Annotated in this window: 17 protein-coding genes; 15 read left to right on the forward strand and 2 right to left on the reverse strand. The window is 44.2% G+C overall.

Annotated elements, in window-relative coordinates; translation table 11 throughout:
• The first annotated feature begins 138 nt into the window (after positions 1–138).
• Positions 139–768, forward strand: coding sequence for a tetratricopeptide repeat protein (locus AB4138_RS13625; protein WP_102456681.1), 630 nt, complete (start codon positions 139–141; stop codon positions 766–768).
• A 25-nt stretch (positions 769–793) separates the two neighbouring features.
• Here AB4138_RS13625 and AB4138_RS13630 read toward each other — a convergent pair whose 3' ends face one another.
• Together AB4138_RS13630 and nrfA are read right to left on the reverse strand one after the other, a co-directional pair.
• Positions 794–1,138, reverse strand: a complete 345-nt coding sequence (locus AB4138_RS13630; RefSeq protein ID WP_017063559.1) for a rhodanese-like domain-containing protein — start codon at positions 1,136–1,138, stop codon at positions 794–796.
• A gap of 125 nt (positions 1,139–1,263) precedes the next feature.
• Positions 1,264–2,694, reverse strand: coding sequence for an ammonia-forming nitrite reductase cytochrome c552 subunit (nrfA, locus tag AB4138_RS13635; RefSeq protein WP_372306374.1), 1,431 nt, complete (start codon positions 2,692–2,694; stop codon positions 1,264–1,266).
• A 482-nt stretch (positions 2,695–3,176) separates the two neighbouring features.
• Between nrfA and nrfB the strand changes: the two genes are divergently transcribed.
• The 14 genes from nrfB (at position 3,177) to AB4138_RS13705 (ending at position 17,156) form a co-directional block, all read left to right on the forward strand.
• Positions 3,177–3,761, forward strand: a complete 585-nt coding sequence (gene nrfB / locus AB4138_RS13640; protein ID WP_008222036.1) for a cytochrome c nitrite reductase pentaheme subunit — start codon at positions 3,177–3,179, stop codon at positions 3,759–3,761.
• Between the two features lie 3 nt (positions 3,762–3,764).
• Positions 3,765–4,451, forward strand: coding sequence for a cytochrome c nitrite reductase Fe-S protein (gene nrfC, locus AB4138_RS13645; protein ID WP_372306376.1), 687 nt, complete (start codon positions 3,765–3,767; stop codon positions 4,449–4,451).
• A 2-nt stretch (positions 4,452–4,453) separates the two neighbouring features.
• Complete coding sequence (nrfD, locus tag AB4138_RS13650) at positions 4,454–5,428, forward strand: cytochrome c nitrite reductase subunit NrfD (protein WP_372224487.1); 975 nt, start codon at positions 4,454–4,456, stop codon at positions 5,426–5,428.
• A gap of 128 nt (positions 5,429–5,556) precedes the next feature.
• A complete protein-coding gene (locus tag AB4138_RS13655) occupies positions 5,557–7,473 on the forward strand; it encodes a heme lyase CcmF/NrfE family subunit (RefSeq protein WP_372306379.1) in 1,917 nt (638 codons plus the stop codon).
• Positions 7,454–8,008, forward strand: coding sequence for a DsbE family thiol:disulfide interchange protein (locus AB4138_RS13660; protein WP_004733376.1), 555 nt, complete (start codon positions 7,454–7,456; stop codon positions 8,006–8,008). The genes AB4138_RS13655 and AB4138_RS13660 overlap by 20 nt, the downstream gene beginning before the upstream one ends.
• Positions 8,005–8,445, forward strand: coding sequence for a heme lyase NrfEFG subunit NrfF (gene nrfF, locus AB4138_RS13665; RefSeq protein ID WP_372306382.1), 441 nt, complete (start codon positions 8,005–8,007; stop codon positions 8,443–8,445). Before AB4138_RS13660 ends, nrfF begins: the two co-directional genes overlap by 4 nt.
• Positions 8,446–8,534: 89 nt before the next feature.
• Positions 8,535–8,711 (forward strand): hypothetical protein, encoded by a 177-nt coding sequence (locus AB4138_RS13670; RefSeq protein WP_017060980.1) that lies wholly within the window; start codon positions 8,535–8,537, stop codon positions 8,709–8,711.
• Between the two features lie 248 nt (positions 8,712–8,959).
• Positions 8,960–9,556, forward strand: a complete 597-nt coding sequence (gene ribA, locus AB4138_RS13675; protein ID WP_009848836.1) for a GTP cyclohydrolase II — start codon at positions 8,960–8,962, stop codon at positions 9,554–9,556.
• A gap of 176 nt (positions 9,557–9,732) precedes the next feature.
• Positions 9,733–10,992 (forward strand): imelysin family protein, encoded by a 1,260-nt coding sequence (locus AB4138_RS13680; RefSeq protein ID WP_017063566.1) that lies wholly within the window; start codon positions 9,733–9,735, stop codon positions 10,990–10,992.
• Positions 10,993–11,103: 111 nt separating this feature from the next.
• Positions 11,104–12,492, forward strand: coding sequence for a di-heme oxidoredictase family protein (locus AB4138_RS13685; RefSeq protein WP_372306384.1), 1,389 nt, complete (start codon positions 11,104–11,106; stop codon positions 12,490–12,492).
• Between the two features lie 158 nt (positions 12,493–12,650).
• The gene (locus AB4138_RS13690) at positions 12,651–13,712 is read left to right on the forward strand and encodes an imelysin family protein (protein ID WP_372306387.1); all 1,062 of its coding nucleotides are present in this window, start codon (positions 12,651–12,653) and stop codon (positions 13,710–13,712) included.
• Positions 13,702–14,790, forward strand: coding sequence for a DUF1513 domain-containing protein (locus AB4138_RS13695; protein WP_372306389.1), 1,089 nt, complete (start codon positions 13,702–13,704; stop codon positions 14,788–14,790). The genes AB4138_RS13690 and AB4138_RS13695 overlap by 11 nt, the downstream gene beginning before the upstream one ends.
• An 80-nt stretch (positions 14,791–14,870) precedes the next feature.
• The gene (locus tag AB4138_RS13700) at positions 14,871–16,409 is read left to right on the forward strand and encodes a murein L,D-transpeptidase (RefSeq protein ID WP_372306392.1); all 1,539 of its coding nucleotides are present in this window, start codon (positions 14,871–14,873) and stop codon (positions 16,407–16,409) included.
• Between the two features lie 198 nt (positions 16,410–16,607).
• Positions 16,608–17,156, forward strand: coding sequence for a DUF882 domain-containing protein (locus AB4138_RS13705; RefSeq protein ID WP_372306395.1), 549 nt, complete (start codon positions 16,608–16,610; stop codon positions 17,154–17,156).
• The last annotated feature ends 173 nt before the right edge of the window (positions 17,157–17,329 follow it).

Consider the following 17,329-nt stretch of genomic DNA (forward strand, 5'->3'; position numbering starts at 1 on the left):
TCCAATTAGGAAACAAAGCCATCTTGCTCTGACTTTATCGTTGAACTGTGATCGTCAAAATATCGATAGCTAAACCTTGATCAATATAGCGAGGAGATGAAAACGATAGAGTAGAGGGGAATAAAAAAGGAGTGTGAAATGGATATCTGGTTGTTGGTTGCGTTGGTACTAATGAGCCTGTTTTTGATTGTGATCGTTATTGCCGCAAACAACAATGGCAGCCATCTAAAAGGCAATGTGGTGATTTCTCTTACTGCAGTGGCTTTGAGCGTGCTGGTCTGGTCTCAACTGAAACAAGAGTTACCTCAACTTCCTTTGGATGATAGCAATAACTACACGGCAACAGATTTCGAAGATGAGCTTCAGCAAAGCCTCAAACAAGACCCGAATCAATCCGACTTGTGGTTTAAGCTTGGTGGTGTGTACATGCAGAAAGGGGAGTTTGATGCAGCGTTCACTTGCTACGATTATGCGATTCGCTTAGATCCTCAAGCGCCTTCTGGCCTCTATGCGGCCAAAGCAACGGCACTTTATTATCTTAGCTCTCAAGCGATGAGTGATGATGTTAATGCGCTGCTGGAGCACTCTATGCAGCTTGATCCCAATGATCGTACGGCATTGATGTTGATTGCGACCGATCACTTCATCAGCATGCGATATCAACAAGCGATTGATGCGTGGACTCAAATTCTCGATTCCAATCAAAAGGGCATTGATCGTGTCTCTATTATTCATTCGATCAATCAAGCTAAGCAAATGATCCGTTAAACGGGCACTATCTGTAATTTCGAGATTATTTGCTTTCTTGCATCTCAATTAAACCGCCAGCGTTGTGGATCTGTGTAAACCCTTGAGCTTTCAAATACTGGTAAGCTTGTCCTGAGCGGTTACCACTGCGGCAATACAAAACGATAGGTTGAGCTTTGTCTATGCTGGCAAAGTGCGTAGCGACTTCAGAAAGAGGGTAGTTAATCGCATTGTCCAGATGACCTTGCTTGAACTCTCCTGGTGTCCTGACATCAACGACCAGCGCACCTTCCTCAATCATTTCCCACCCAGTTTCTGCTCGTTCTGAGGCGTGAAGTCCTGAACTTGTTAATGCGATGCATAATGCCGAAAGCGAAAGTAAGTGCTTCATTCTTTGTTCCTTGAATTAGCTAAAAGGTAATGTGAAATTGGGACGGTTGAGTGCGCCCAAATCTAAAAAACCAGCCACACCTTTACAGTGTGACTGGTTTTATCTTATTGGTCTATTTGAAGGAACTAGTATTCGTAGTTAGCTTCACGCTTTTCAGCTTGCTCTTCCCACTTAGGAACCACGGTGTCTAAGAAGTGTTGCTTCTCAGCATTCATCTTATCCATGTCCATTCCAAGCGCTTTTTGAGCCGCTTCTTTGGTCGAAATATCTGGAATCTCGATTGGATCAGTGATGCCTTTCTTCGCCAGTAGACGAACAATCTTAGTTCGAGCATCGGCTGCGCGGTCAACGGCAGTACCTAGTACTTCTAGAGCGATTTCAGGGGCGTGCATATGAACACCATGAGATGCAATAGCGTAGTCCCAGCGCCATTGAGCATGACGAATATCCAGTAGGATAGGTTCCATCTCTTGCTCGGTCGCACCCGCTTCCCATGCTGCGCCAGCTTCAAAGTGAGCGGCTACGATTTGTTTCTCAGCAGTCAGCTTCATGTTCAGCACTTGCGCTTTACGGCTTGAAACGATGTTACGCATGGTCTCTTTAGATTGAGTGTGACAGTTTGCACAGGTATCTTCGAAGCGGTCGAATGGGTTACCCACTTTATGGTCGGTATAAACGGTGCCATCTTCTTTGGTCACTTTCGGCATATGACAGTCAGCACAAACGACTTTGTTCTTACCGTGGATGCCTTCGCGCCATGTTTCGAAGCCTGGGTGCTGTGCTTTCAGCATTGGCGCTTTAGATACTTTGTGCGTCCAATCTTTAAAGCCGATTCCATCGTAATACTCTTCCATTTGCTCAACACGAGTCCCTTTGTCCCAAGGGAACTTCACGCCTTTAGTTGGCCCTGTGAAGTAGTATTCCACGTGGCACTGAGCACAAACAGAAGCTTGTTGGTCTAAACGGCTTTGCTCATCAAACTTTTTACCAATCGCTTCAAATGCACGTTCAACATAAGGGCGTGTCACCTTCAGTGCTGGCTCACCATTTTTAAAGCCTTCGCTTTGGGTATCGTGACAATCTGCACAGCCAATAGGATTCACAATCTCGTTGCCAAGACGTGCCCATTTACCTTCAAAATAACCGTCTTCACCACGCTCTTCGATAACACGTGCTACGTCTGGGCTTTTACAACTCCAACACGCCATTGGCATAGGGCCTGAGCTTTCGTCGGTCGGACCGCCAGTACGCAAGGTTTGTCTTACATCGTCAATCGCATAGAAGTGGCCGCGCGCTTTGTTGTAGTCTTTTGCGAACCCGTAGCCAGCCCACATGATCACCATATTTGGATCTTCTTTTAGCGCATCTTCAATAGTTTCACTTTCTGACGTTTGTCTCCATGAGTGGTATTGATCAGGGTGGTTTTGCTCGAACTGGTCGTTACGAGGATCACCAATTTCTTTTTGTTCAGACGCAGCAAAACTGGTCGCGCTTGCTAGTGATGCGCTAACCATTAATAATGCTGTGACGGAATTACGTATCCAGTGCTTTTTCACAGTGATATCTCCAATATACTGATTTTTATACCAAGCGTTGTGAGTTTGCTATTCAAATTAAGAACTGGAGAATTGCTGTTTATATTAATTCATAAATAAACACATTTTGTTACGTGTCGGATGTTTGCTTGTTTTAGATCAATTAATGACAGTGACTTCAATCACGTTGAAGTTTATATAGCCCTAAAGGGGTATGTGGACATCAAGTTAGACTGGTCTTATTGAGAATTATTATCATATATAACAAATAATTACCCGACATGCCCTCACTATAAATAGGGTGATTGTGTTCACATATTACCCTTTGTATATTTCGCTTTACCTAATTAGGGGTATATTCTAAATATAGAAAGCGTTGTGGCTTATCCAAAATAAGAATTGATATCATTTAAGCGGTAATAATATCGTTTAAGGGTACTTTTGTTTAACCGGAATATTATTTAGTTGAGAGTTAAATAATGCCGGTATAAGGAAAGGATAAAATGGGCAATATTAAATTGGCCATAGTCATAATGCTTAAATCCCTTCTAGCATTCTGCCTCTATGGTTATTCCATTCATGCTGTTGCAGAGCCTGCTGTTACGCCAGTAGGAGAGTCAACAAGACATGAAGTCGAATTAATACGTGACAAAGATTACAAGTGTGTCCAATGCCATAAAGATTCTAAAGAAACGGTATTTGGTTCACATGGTGAGAGTGCGCACGCTTTGCTTGGCCGTGAAGTGAATTGCACAGATTGTCATAGTTCTATTGGCCCCGATCACCGTGATGGTGCACCTGAGGTGGTGAAGTATCGCGCGGCTCAATCACAACCCGGAACCGAAAAGGTTTTCCTCGATCCTAGCTTAATCCTAGATGCCAACAGCCAATGTATAGATTGTCATAAGCCTGATGATCTGCGCGAAGCGAGTTGGACTCATGACGTACACGCACAAAACTTAACGTGTTCAAACTGTCACGATGTGCATGCGAGTGAAGCGAAGGTGCTTGGCTTAGATAAAAAGCAAACCATCAAGCTGTGTGTGGATTGCCATTCAGACTTCAACCAGAAGAAAGAAGGGGAGTAATCTATGAGCTGCTCAAGAAGAAACTTTTTAGCTGGCGCGGGTGCCGTTATTTTCACAACTGGTGTTGCAGGTACTGCAGCGGTTACAAGCCGCAAAACGCTGGCTAATGTTCAGGAAGATGGCACCAAGCGTTACGGAATGGTTCATGACGAAACCGCTTGTATTGGCTGTACTGCTTGTACTGAGGCGTGTCGTGAAGTAAACAAAGTGCCTGAAGGCGTATCGCGCTTAGAAATCATAAAGAGCGAACCTCAAGGCGAATATCCAAATGTTGATTACCGTTTTACTCGTAACTCTTGCCAACATTGTGATAACGCGCCCTGCGTGATGGTTTGCCCAACAGGGGCGGCCTACAAAGATGAAAAAACCGGCATTGTTGATGTTCATCAAGAGAAGTGTGTCGGTTGCGGTTACTGCTTATTAGCTTGCCCGTATCAAGTGCGCTTTTTCCACCCAGAGAATAAATCCGCTGATAAATGTAACTTCTGCCGTGATACTAACTTGGCTCAAGGGAAGTTACCTGCTTGTGTTGAATCTTGCCCAACTAACGCGCTGATATTTGGCGACCTGAACGACCCTAAGAGCGAGATAAACCAAGTGCTTCAGTCGGAAGTGGTTTACAGAGATAAGGCTTATCTAGGTACTCAGCCAAAACTCTATAAAGTGCCACACCAAAAAGGGGAGATTTGATTATGAGTGCATGGGATACAGCGTTTCAATCAGGTACCGTGGTTTGGGACTGGATCATTGCTATCTATCTGTTTTTGGCGGGTATGTCAGCGGGTGCAGTGATGATCTCGATTTACCTTAAGAGAAAGGTGATTGAGGACGATCCAGCGAATAATGGTGTATTAAAGGCAACGGCTTTTCTAGCACCATTCGGGATCATCTCAGGTTTATTGATCTTGGTTTTCCACCTGACGAAACCACTATCATTTTGGAAGATCATGATCTTTTATAATCCGACGTCAGTGATGTCGATGGGTGTGATCTTATTCCAAGTGTATATGGTGATCCTATTTGTTTGGATCGGCATTATATTCCGAAATCAGATTGCCGTATTCTTGAGTGATCAAGCATGGTTAAAAGGGCGACTCGATTTTGTCAGTAACTGGATTGGCAAATTAGAATCTTTTGAGAATGTTTTTGAAATATTCTTAGCTGTGCTTGCGCTATTACTTGCGGCTTACACTGGCTTCTTACTCTCTGCGCTAAATACCTTCCCAATGCTGAATAACCCAGTGTTGCCGATATTGTTCTTATTCTCGAGTTTATCCTCGGGAGCGGCGGCATGTATTTTATTTGGTGTGTTGGTCTTTAAGGAGTCTCCGCATAGTGCGAGTATTTCTTGGATCCACGGCTTCGAACGTCCTGTTGTTATGTTTGAACTGTTTGTCCTTGTTACTTTCTTCACTGGGTTGATATTTGCTGGTGGTCAAAGTGAGCAGGCAGTATGGAACGCGATTGGCGGTGGTTTCTGGGCAAGTTGGTTCTGGTATGGCGTAATTGGTGTGGGTATGGTTTTACCCTTGTTGCTTAACGCCGTGACACCAGCATCGGTTCGCCATAGTACTGTGTATATTTTCTCTGTTACTTCATTGAGTCTGATGGGCGTATTAATGCTAAGAACGTTTGTCCTTTATGCAGGACAATTAACGATAGCTTAATTTTGCTCAAGTTTATTAGTGAGCAGATGTCGGATACTAGACATCTGCTTATTAATGGACATGCTTTTAGTAAACATGAGATGCGTGTTCAGATCGGCTCTGCTCAAGTGGAGCCTTATTGAGGTGATATGGTCGGTTCTTTGGGGCTGTTTAGTTTAGTGTTGGTTGCTGTACTCAGTAGCATTATTGGTGTGCATTCGTTTTATCAAATGCTAAACAAACGGACGCAAAATATAGGTTTAATCCGCAGTTTCTCTCTTTCAAGTGCGCTGTTTTCTCTCACTTCTGTTGCATTGCTTGGCTACGCCTTTGTCAGTGATGACTTCTCTATCCTCTATGTCGCTGAACATTCAAATACTCAATTACCCTCATTTTTTAAGCTTGCAGCCGTATGGGCTGGCCATGAAGGTTCCTTGCTATTTTGGGTGCTGACGATCAGCGTCTGGTCTGGCGTTATTGCCTTACAAAAACACTATTCGAATGAATACCAAAGCCGTGTGTTGTGGGTAATGAATCTACTGCTCGCGATATTTGCTTGGTTCACGTTATTCGCATCAAATCCGTTTGAAATGAACTCGATCTTGCCGCTAGAAGGGCGTGACCTTAACCCAATGTTGCAAGACGTTGGTTTGATATTCCATCCGCCTCTGTTGTATTTGGGTTATGTTGGTTTCTCTGTGGTCTTGGCATTTGCTGTGGCCGCTTTGCTGGTGGATCCGATTGAGTTCGATTGGGTCGCTCATTGTCGCAGTTGTTGTTTGGTCGCTTGGATCTTTTTAACCGCAGGGATCATTCTTGGTTCTTGGTGGGCATACTACGAGTTAGGGTGGGGTGGTTGGTGGTTCTGGGACCCGGTAGAAAATGCTAGCCTATTACCTTGGCTAACATCAACCGCTCTATTGCACAGTTTGGGTGTTGCTAAAGGCAAGCAACAGTTGCTGAAGTGGTCACTTAGCCTTGCTTTCATTACGTTTTGTTTAAGTATCCTCGGTACTTTTATTGTTCGATCTGGCGTCCTCACTTCCGTTCATGCTTTTGCTGTTGACCCAACCAAAGGTATCGCACTGCTACTTATATTAGTGTTGGTACTGGTGAGCTCATTTTCTCTGCTTATCATCAGAGGAGAGTCTTTTGAATCTAATCCGATTACCAGCTTCGCTAGCAAAAGCTTTTTGAGCTTAGTTGCGGTACTCATCTTTGTACTGGCAACAGCCGTGGTTGTTTTCGGCACTTTTTATCCAATGGTCTTTGAACTGCTTGGGTTGGGGAACATATCGGTAGGTGCGCCTTACTTTAATCTGTTGATTGCTCCTTTGGCTTTGCTTGCGTTAGCCGTCGTCGGTTTAGCCCCTTTACTGAGTATTAAACCTCAAGCGACTAAAGGTGTTATTACGCTGATCGCTCTAGTATCTATTGGTCTAGGGTTCGCCTGTTACGCTTTGCAAGTCGAGCAGACCCAAGTGATGGCACTGCTGACTTGGGGCCTCGCATTCTGGGTGTTACTGACGCATATTTACGGCTTAGTGGTTACCCGAAGTTCTAAGTTCCAACGCAAAGTCTGGGTGATGACCTTTGCTCATGTCGGGGTTGCAGTACTCGCTGTAGGTGCTGCAATGGATAGCTATCACTCATTTGAGCGCAGCTATAAACTAAGCCCAGGCGCACAAGTAGAGTTCATGGATTGGACGCTTTCTCATCGTGATACCGAGCTTTATGTCGCCTCAAATTTTACCGCAGAGAAGGCGATACTAAACTTAGATGCCGGCGATAAAAGCTTTACCATAGCGCCAGAAAGAAGACACTACCAAGTTCGAGTCATGAACATGAGTGAGCCTGCAATGAAGTGGTTCTGGCATGGCGATGTTTATATCACCATGGGCGAGAAAGTAGATTCCACCGCTTATGCGTTTCGAGTGCAATATAAGGCGTATGCGCGCTGGATCTGGTTTGGTGGGTTGTTTTCCATTCTTGGCGCTTTACTCTCATTGACTCATCGTAAAAAGAAAACCGTTAAGGCGTCACAGTATGCATACCAGCGTTCGTAACAAGCTCATCACGTTAATTATCTTGGCATTAATGGTGGTGTTGGGTTTTGCCTTTGCGCTCAATAATAAGCAGCAATCGACGATTGTGTCGGAGCAAAAAAGGGCATTCCCAGAATTCATATCTACTGCGTTAGCGAATAGTGAAGGCATCAGTAGTAAACAGGAAATTACGTTGGCTGATGTCACTCAGCATCCTTATCAACTGGTTAATGTATGGGCTTCGTGGTGCGGTATATGTAAAACTGAGCACGCTTTTTTGCTCAAACTTCATGATAAAGGTATTCCAATTGTTGGGCTAAATTATCGAGATAACTCCGGGGCAGCGATCAATGTGTTATCGAGCGATGGCAATCCGTACTCAACGGTGATCAGTGATCCTCAAGGTAAGCTAGCGTTAGAACTCGGCGTAATCGGTACTCCTGAAACGTATCTGGTCGACGCTGACGGCCAAATCATTAAGAAGTTACTGGGCGTGATCAACGAATCAGTGTGGCAAGAAGAACTTGCGATGTATTTTGATGGTGCGAATGGATGATGAAGCCTTTAATACAAGCACTCGTTGTGCTGTCTACGCTTATGGTTATTAGTTTTCCGACTTTGGCAGAAGATCTGTTTACACCCAGCGATAAGAGCACCAGCATTCAAGTAGAACTTTTTGAATTTGAAAGTCCTGACCAACAACAGCGTGCCATTGCTTTAGCAAAGACACTGCGCTGCCCTCAATGTCAAAACCAAAACCTGATTGAATCAAACTCTCCAATTGCAAAGGACTTACGTCTAGTTGTATTTAATATGGTGAAAGCAGGGAAGAGTAATCATGAAATTACTCAATATATGACGGAGAGGTTTGGAGAATTTGTGCTTTATAAACCGTCATTGAGCACGGCAAACTTATTACTTTGGTTGATACCGAGCCTATTATTTCTGTTATTTATATATTTATCAGTAAAAAGTGTTAGAAAGCGCTCATAAAAATTGTGTATTACTGTTTACCAATTGACCTGTATTTTGTAACATTAACCGATTATAAAGGCTAAGCACTGCTATATAAGGATGTATCTGTGGATAACGTAATCTCAAATTTAAAGAAAGAGTTCCATACTCATGTCCAGTCAGATAAATGGGCAGAGAGATACAGTGCTAAGTCGAGCATTTCTACGCTTACGCAAGAAGAGCTAACCGAATTAGAGAATGCTTGGGTGCAACTTGTCATCTGGAAGCAAACTCAAGTAAGTTGAGCGTTCTGTAAAAAGTGTAGTTTTAGCCGCAACTGTTTAATTTATAACCCCATGTTGGTCATCCCAATGTGGGGTTTTTTCTTACTTGAAAAATAATTGTTATATTATAACAATTTGTACAAGGTCGACCTTGAAAAAAATTGTTAACAGCCTCATAGTGTCTATCATTAGATAGTTAGCTACAAAATATTGCCTAGACATATAATGTAGCGTCGTTAAATACATCGAATTTTCAAGTGAGTATAGCTATGGCGGAAGTGCGTGCCAGAATAGATTTCAAAGTAGGGGTAACAAGCAGTATAGATGCTGAACTTCTGTCTTTTCATGGATTGAAAACAGATAAAGAGCATGTTGCTGTGATATTTAAATCAGCAGACAAGACACAAGACATACCTCTTGTTCGTATGCACTCTGAGTGCCTGACTGGTGATGTTTTCCATTCTTCTCGCTGTGACTGTGGCGAGCAGTTAGACGAAACCATTAGAATTATGGGTGAGACGGGTGGGGTGATTCTTTACTTACGCCAAGAAGGTCGTGGTATTGGCTTGTACAACAAAATCGATGCGTACCGTCTGCAAAGCGAAGGCATGAACACCTATGAAGCCAACAACCACCTAGGTTTTGGCGATGACCTACGCGATTTTACTGAAGCTGCTGAAATGCTACGCGCCTTAGGTACTACAAAAATCCGCTTAGTCACCAACAACCCTAAGAAGATCAATGAGCTAAAATCTTTTGGTATTGAGATTGAAGAAGTGGTGAATACCTCTGCTCATATCAAATCGGGTAATGAAAGCTACCTGAAGGCAAAAGTCTCACACGGTAAGCATAATCTGGATATCTGATTAGCCTCTTTGTTACGCTTAACATAAAAATGTTTAAAGACCTCACATATGTGAGGTTTTTTTGTATTTATCTTGCAATAAAATTGTAAGTTTGTATTATTTCAATCCGTAGTGCAAATGATAATGGTTTGCACTATTACTACGAATAATAATTTAAAGCTCAACAAGGATGCTTCATGACCATTAAATCTTTAGTGACAAAAGCCGTAACTTCGTCACTCATTTTTGCCTCTGCTTCTTCTTTCGCAGCAGTAACTCAAGATCAAGTTGTAGAACATTACGCAGATATTGCGCATGCAGTGTTTGCAGATTCAGTAATTACAGCAAAAGCGTTGAACTCTTCTATTGATACCTTCTTAGCTTCTCCTTCTGCTGGCAACTTCGAACAAGTAAAACAAGCTTGGCTTGAGTCTCGCGTACCATACCAACAGTCAGAAGTTTTCCGCTTCGGCAACGCTGTTGTTGATGATTGGGAAGGCCAACTGAACGCATGGCCACTAGATGAAGGCCTGATTGATTATGTTTCGACTGATTACCAATATGAACTTGGTAACGAAGGCGCTAGCGCAAACATCGTGGCTAACAAGACTTTCCAAATTGGTCAGACTACCGTTGATGCAACCAACATCACCCCTGAGCTAATCGCAGACTTGAACGAGATCGGTGGTTCTGAAGCGAACGTAGCGTCTGGCTACCACGCAATTGAATTCCTACTTTGGGGCCAAGATTTAAACGGTACAAACAGCGGTGCAGGTGAGCGTGCTTACACTGATTTCGTTGTTGGCGCTGAGTGTACTAACGGCAACTGTGACCGTCGTGGCGCATACCTAAAAGCATCTGCTGAGCTACTTATCCAAGACCTAGAATGGATGGAAAAGCAGTGGGCTGAAGGCGAGAAAGGCAACTACCGTCAAGAGCTTCTTTCAGAATCTAGCGAGAATGGTCTTCGTAAAATGCTGTTTGGCATGGGTTCACTGTCTCTAGGTGAGCTAGCGGGTGAGCGTATGAAGGTTGCACTAGAAGCAAACTCTACTGAAGACGAGCACGATTGTTTCTCTGATAACACGCACAACTCTCACTACTACAACGAGCAAGGCATCTACAACGTTTACACGGGTCTATACAAGCGTGAAGACGGTACTCTGCTTTCCGGCCCAAGCTTGTTCGACCTAGTAGAGCAAAAAGATGAGCAAGCTGCGAAAGAGATTCAAAAGCAGTTTGACCTAGCACGTGCACAAGTAGGCGAATTAGTAACGTCTGCAGAGAAAAACAACCAGCACTTCGATCAGCTAATCGCTGCTGACAACGCTGCGGGTAATGCACTAGTAAACAAAACAATTGTTGCGCTAGTGTCTCAAACAGCGGCTATTGAGCGTGCTGCGGGTGTGATTGGCATTGATAGCCTAAACCCAGACACAGCGGATCACGAGTTCTAAGAACCCGAGCCGACACAAATGTAAGGGCTCTGATTGAGCCCTTAATTGTTTGATCCTCAAGAAAGCCACACCCACATAAAAACTAAAATCAAAAACACAGCAAGGCAATGTATGAAGTCGTATCTCTCAGCCTCACTATTAACCGCACTGTTTTTCGTATCTCCATTACACGCTCATGAAACCTACTCTGGCGGCAAAACGACCGTGAAGAAAGAAGGAGCGAACGCTTTTTCCCTTCCCGCAGCCAATCTACCAATGAGTAAGCGCTTGGATTTCAGCGTAGGTAATAGCTTCTTTAGAAACCCTTGGGTTCCTGCACCGTCATCAACCGATGCTCGTGATGGGTTAGGACCACTATTTAATACTAACGGCTGTCAAAACTGCCACATCAAAGATGGTCGTGGTCACGCGCCAGAAGAAGGAGATGAGAACGCAGTATCCATGTTGGTTCGTTTAAGCATTCCGGCTGAAACGCCTGAGCAGCGACAAGCCTTCATTCGAGATGGTGGAATTCCAGAGCCGACGTACGGCGGTCAGCTACAAGATTTTGCGCTTCAAGGTGTAAAACCAGAGGGCAAAGTGAACATTAGCTACACGGATGTTCCTGTTGAATTCAAAGACGGCACCGTCGTTACTCTGCGTAAACCCACTTTAAATATTACTGAACTTGCTTTCGGCGAGATGCATCCTAAGACCGAGTTTTCAGCTCGAGTGGCGCCGCCAATGATTGGTCTTGGTCTGCTTGAAAGTATCCCACAAGAAACGATTCTAGGATTTGCAGAGCAGCAATTTGCTGACAAGCAAGGTGTGTCGGGTAAAGCTAACTATGTTCTTGATGTTCAAACCAATGAAATGGCGCTAGGTCGTTTTGGTTGGAAAGCCGGGCAGCCAAACTTAATGCAGCAAAACGCGGCGGCATTTAACGGTGACTTAGGCCTGACAAGCCGCTTATTTCCGAATGAAAACTGCACATCAGCGCAATCAACCTGTGATGATTTTCCAAATGGTGGCGAGCCAGAAGTCAGTGACAATATCTTAGATTTTGTTGAGTTCTATTCGCAGCATCTCGCAGTACCTATTCGTCGTAATGTCGATAGCCCAGCTGTCGTACAAGGTAAAAAGCTGTTTAAAGACGCTGGTTGTCAAAGTTGTCACCAAGCTGAATTCCGCACGGCTGAGCGTGAAGGCTTGCCTGCATTGTCTAATCAGTTAATTAGCCCATATACCGACATGTTGCTACACGACATGGGTGAAGGTTTAGCAGATCACCGTCCTGAGTATCTTGCGAATGGCCAAGAATGGCGTACAACACCTTTATGGGGATTAGGCTATACCAAAGAAGTGAATGGTCACACCTTCTTACTTCATGATGGTCGTGCGAGAAATGTTATGGAAGCTGTGCTTTGGCATGGTGGTGAAGCAGAAATGGCGAAACAAAACGTTTTAGCTCTTAGTAGCAGCGAGCGTGAAGCGCTATTGGCGTTCTTAAACTCGTTATAGGCTGAGTTGAATTCAGTTTAGTTAACGGCTAGTGACTTAAGAAAGCCGCTATCAAACCACTTAGCACCGCTGAACTTGTAGGAATACGAGGCCAGCGGTCGTTTCGTATTTAATGAACTCATATAATTAAAAGAAAAATTAGGAAGTAAGGTAACAGCATGACACATAAATTTTTGTTAATGCCTTTGTCGGTATTAATCATGGCAGGCTGCCAGTCATCGGGTGAGCAAACGGCTTCATCTGAGGTTAACGGTGTCTCTTATCAAGCAGACACGACTGCTCATATCAGCCGTAGCGTGTATCAACAAGAGTTTGATTCAGCCGTGCTATTCGCTAAGCAAGCCGGTGAGCTGGAAGTCTTGATGCAGGGTTACTGTGAAACCAACAATATTGAGCTGGATGCGTTGGAAAATCAGTGGCAGCTCACCATGAACAGCTGGATGGCACTGCAAGGACAAGAAAGAGGCCCAACAGCGGCATTGGAACAGAGCTGGAATGTTCAGTTTTGGCCAGACAAAAAGAACACCACAGGTCTAAAAATGCGTCAACTGACTCAGCAAGATAAAGCTTGGTCACAAGATGAAATCGCACAGCAGAGTGTGACTGTTCAAGGGCTAGGTGCGTTGGAGTGGTCTCTGTACGACGAGCAATCTCCATTACTGCAAGACAAAGCGTCTGGTTGTCTATCTTCACAAGCGATCGCACAAAACTTGGCAATGAAATCGGCCTCTATTGCTGAGGCATGGCAGGTTAACCCTTGGTTAGCGCTAGACGAGACTCGTTGGGAGTCTGAATACATCGCTTTATTGACCAACCAACTTGATTACAGCATGAAAAAACTGAGTCGTCCGATGGCTAAAATTGGTCATCCACGCCCTTACTTCTCGGAATCATGGCGCGCTCAAACCTCAATGACTCAGCTGAAATCGAACGTAGCGGCGCTAGAGAAATTGTACTTAGCAGATGGTAATGGTCTTGATGGTTTATTGAGAGAAAAGGGCTTAAATGACCTTGCCGATCGTGTAGCTGCCCAGTTCACGCTAACCTTAGATACTTGGCCTACAGACTCTAGCTTGTTTACTCTATTACAGAGCAAAGAGGGCTACCGAGAGGTGCTGACTCAATACAACAAACTAGAACGTTTGAAGTACCTGATTCATGAAGAAGTAGCGATAGAGCTTGGCGTGGTAATAGGATTTAATGCTACCGATGGTGACTGATAATACGCGAAGATCGTTACTCAAGGCTGCACTGGGTTGTGCAGCTGTTCCATTGCTTCCGTTTGGGTGTGCGACTCGAAAGGATGGGGTGAGTGCGTCGAACGATCCCCAACTGATTGGCTGTGCGCTTAATGGTCGTGGTCAATATTCTGCAGTTGTGGCTGACGAATTTGGCATGCCACTGAGCCAGCTACCTATCCCTGAGCGTGGCCATGGCGTCGCAATCTGCCCAACCTCATCACATGCGGTGGTTTTTGCCCGTCGTCCTGGTGACTATTTTATGGTGTTTGACTACAAAAACGGTCAGCAGATCAAAATGGTGGTGAAAGGTAACAACCGCCACTTCTATGGTCATGGCGTTTACTCATTAGACGGCACACTATTGTATGCCACTGAAGGGAAAACCGACACCAGCCAAGGCGTGATTGGCGTTTACGATGTCGCGCAAGGCTATCGTAAGGTCGAAGAGTTCACTGGTTTCGGTATCGGCCCACATGAAGTGATCATCATGCCGGATGGTAATCTCGCGATCGGCGTTGGTGGCGTTCATACTGATGGTAGAACACCGAAAAACCTCGATTCGATGCTGCCGAGCTTGAGTTATGTTTCTCCTGAAGGTGTGTTACTTGATCAGGTTGAATTGTTGGATAAGAAGCTGAGCATTCGACATTTAGCCCATGATGGTGCTGAAACGGTACTTTGTGGCCAGCAATATCGTGGTGAACCAGATGAGTATCCTTCGCTATTGGCGATGCATACTAAAGGCAGCCAGTTTGAATCACTGAACGCAGAGCCTGAGCAATGGGCAAGGTTCAATCACTATATCGCCAGTATTGCGGCGTCAGACGATTGGATTATTGCGACTTCGCCAAGAGGCAATTGCTACGGTATTTGGTCGAAAGAGACCAAAGAATTAGTAGAACTGTCTGCATTATCTGACGCTTCTGGTGCTGTGCTGTTTGATGGTGAGTTTCGATTAAGCTCTGGGGCGGGCAGTGTGGTTAGCCAGCGCAAGCCTTATGAGAAATCAACTCAGCAATCATCGGTCCAGTGGGATAATCACTGGAGTGCAATTTGATTCATAAATCCCTTAAAAAATAACATGCTTACTCCCGTTTCTTTGCCATACTTATGGAATTGTTGGTGACGGAGTTAAGCATGTTAGCAAAATACTTCTGTGGATTATTGGTGTTAGTTTCCGTGCATGCATGGAGCTATGCGAGTTCTGACGAGAGCCGTTTCATTCCGGCGGAATCAGAACTCTCTTTCATGCTTATATATCCAGAGCTCACACAGAGTATCTATCAAGACACTTCTCTGCCTATCCTTTGGGATTCTCCTGAGCTGGTTAAAGCGTTTGAGTTCCAATTGTCGCTTCTTGAACAAGCGCAAATGGCACCACTCTTCGAGCGACAACTCAAGCAAATCCGTCACTATCAATCCCATGCTCAATGGCAAGAGTTGGACATATTACTTACCGATACTTTTATCTACTACCTGAGCTACGTTGAAAATGCGCCGCTTGCCGGTAAAGATTGGTACTTCTCGGGCAAGCTGCATTCCAAATTACCTGCGCCTTCTCCGCATATTCTGATGAGATTAAAAAGCAGCGTTGCCAATGATTACTTATTGGAGATGGTGTTGTCTTACGCGCCGCCTGTTGGGGATTTTGACCAATTCAAAGCAACCTATTCGGTGTTAGAAACCGCCTCTGAACTCAATATTGAACGATATAGACAGAAAGGTTTGAAGCGCTTGGGTGACGAGCTTTCAGACAAAACGGTTCTTGTTGAGCGCATTGCCTTGGTTGGTGTTGATACCTCGATGATCGCGGTCGATTTTCCCGAGTTCGATCGAGATCTGCAAACGGCGATTAAATCTTTTCAGCGCATGCACGGCCTTACAGACGATGGGATCGTCGGGCCAGATACGATCAAATGGATCAATATGGGCTTTGATGATCGACTTACTTCCCTAGCATTGAACGCCGAGCGTGCCCGCTTATGGCCAAGAAATAGAGACTCACTGATTGTGGTGAATGTACCTAGTTTTGATATGAAGTATTGGGAAGATGGGGAAGAGGTTTTTGAATCTAAAGTTGTGGTTGGGAGAAAATCGAGAAAAACACCACTCTTAGAGATAAAGCTTGATTCGGTTATCTTAAATCCGACTTGGAACGTGCCATGGAAAATCATGGTTAAAGATATCTTGCCTAAAGTAAAAGCCGACGAGAGTTATCTTGAAACACACAATTTTCAAGTGATCGATGGTTGGCGTTCGATGGAAACTGTCGATACTACCGAGATAGATTGGCAAACGATTAACTTTAACTCTTTTCCTTATCGAATGCGCCAGCAAGCAGGCTCTAGTAACGCATTGGGTTTGTATAAGTTCAATACGCCCAACAAGCGAGCCATCTATCTCCATGACACCCCAAGTAAAAGCTTGTTTAACGATGACTTCCGCGCCTATAGCTCTGGTTGTATTCGTGTTGAGCATGCCGAGGAACTCGCGGAGTTGTTATTTGCGACTAAGGTAAAGAAAGTGCCGAATCAGGATGATGAACTTGCGCCCAATACTAAGGTTCGTCTCAAGAAGCGAATTCCAGTGCATATCATTTATCAAACCGTGTTGTTTGAAGAAGGAGGCATACAATACCGCGGTGATATCTACCAATATGATAAAGAGGGCGGTTGATTGAAATATGGTCAAGAAAGGTGATCTTGACTGAAAAATGACAACCAAGCTTCTATTGATAAAATTATAATGAGTATCAATAACTAACCGTGCAAAGGTTACAAATACTAACGTTTTGCACGGTTTTTGTACGTTGACGCAGCAAATTCCATTATGTATCGTGCATTTTTCGTTCGATCTAATTGGTTTTTTTGCTGTATGTCTCAAAGTTTATTTTCACGCCGTCAGTTTCTGACTTACGCTGGTGGTACCGCTGTTGTCGCCTCAATTACTCCTTCTATCGCTTTTGCTTCATACCCTGATCAACCAAGAACGATTAGCATGAACAATCTTCACACTGGTGAACGATTAGAGACCTGTTATTTCGATGGCACTAACTATGTTGGTGATGAGATGGCACGCCTCAGCAAACTATGTCGCGATTTCCGCCGTAATGAAATTCACCCAATGGATAAGAACCTGTTTGATCAGATCACTCAGATTCAAAATGTACTGGGTATTCAAAAAGAAGTTCAAATCATCTCTGGCTACCGCTCTCCAGCAACCAACGAAGCGTTGCGCTCTAAGTCGAGTGGTGTCGCTAAAAAGAGCTATCACATGCTTGGTAAAGCGATCGATTTTCGTATCGATGGTGTTGATTTAAAGGAACTGAGAGACGTAGCTAAAAGTCTGCAAGCAGGTGGTGTTGGTTATTACGCTCGTAGTAACTTCATCCACATTGATACTGGTCCAGTTCGCAGCTGGTAGAGCTAAGCTGAGTTATTGAGTGATACGGTAGGCACTTGTCAAAGTAGACATCCAATGTCATAGTTTGCCCAAATTTCAGTTTGTTCTAATAATTCGGTTTATTGCTGCTCAGTTTGTTGCTGTTTAGTTTGTTATTGTTGGGTTTGTTGCCAATAACATAGCGATATTCGAGT

Source organism: Vibrio sp. 10N.286.52.C3, from assembly GCF_041468865.1.
Taxonomy (GTDB): Bacteria; Pseudomonadota; Gammaproteobacteria; order Enterobacterales; family Vibrionaceae; genus Vibrio; species Vibrio crassostreae_C.

Coding starts and splice junctions, on each gene's coding strand:
- AB4138_RS13625 (WP_102456681.1), top strand. CDS start 139: ATGGATATCTGGTTGTTGGTTGCGTTGGTACTAATGAGCCTGTTTTTG.
- AB4138_RS13630 (WP_017063559.1), bottom strand. CDS start 1,138: ATGAAGCACTTACTTTCGCTTTCGGCATTATGCATCGCATTAACAAGT.
- nrfB (WP_008222036.1), top strand. CDS start 3,177: ATGGGCAATATTAAATTGGCCATAGTCATAATGCTTAAATCCCTTCTA.
- nrfC (WP_372306376.1), top strand. CDS start 3,765: ATGAGCTGCTCAAGAAGAAACTTTTTAGCTGGCGCGGGTGCCGTTATT.
- nrfD (WP_372224487.1), top strand. CDS start 4,454: ATGAGTGCATGGGATACAGCGTTTCAATCAGGTACCGTGGTTTGGGAC.
- AB4138_RS13655 (WP_372306379.1), top strand. CDS start 5,557: ATGGTCGGTTCTTTGGGGCTGTTTAGTTTAGTGTTGGTTGCTGTACTC.
- AB4138_RS13660 (WP_004733376.1), top strand. CDS start 7,454: ATGCATACCAGCGTTCGTAACAAGCTCATCACGTTAATTATCTTGGCA.
- nrfF (WP_372306382.1), top strand. CDS start 8,005: ATGATGAAGCCTTTAATACAAGCACTCGTTGTGCTGTCTACGCTTATG.
- ribA (WP_009848836.1), top strand. CDS start 8,960: ATGGCGGAAGTGCGTGCCAGAATAGATTTCAAAGTAGGGGTAACAAGC.
- AB4138_RS13680 (WP_017063566.1), top strand. CDS start 9,733: ATGACCATTAAATCTTTAGTGACAAAAGCCGTAACTTCGTCACTCATT.
- AB4138_RS13685 (WP_372306384.1), top strand. CDS start 11,104: ATGAAGTCGTATCTCTCAGCCTCACTATTAACCGCACTGTTTTTCGTA.
- AB4138_RS13690 (WP_372306387.1), top strand. CDS start 12,651: ATGACACATAAATTTTTGTTAATGCCTTTGTCGGTATTAATCATGGCA.
- AB4138_RS13695 (WP_372306389.1), top strand. CDS start 13,702: ATGGTGACTGATAATACGCGAAGATCGTTACTCAAGGCTGCACTGGGT.
- AB4138_RS13700 (WP_372306392.1), top strand. CDS start 14,871: ATGTTAGCAAAATACTTCTGTGGATTATTGGTGTTAGTTTCCGTGCAT.
- AB4138_RS13705 (WP_372306395.1), top strand. CDS start 16,608: ATGTCTCAAAGTTTATTTTCACGCCGTCAGTTTCTGACTTACGCTGGT.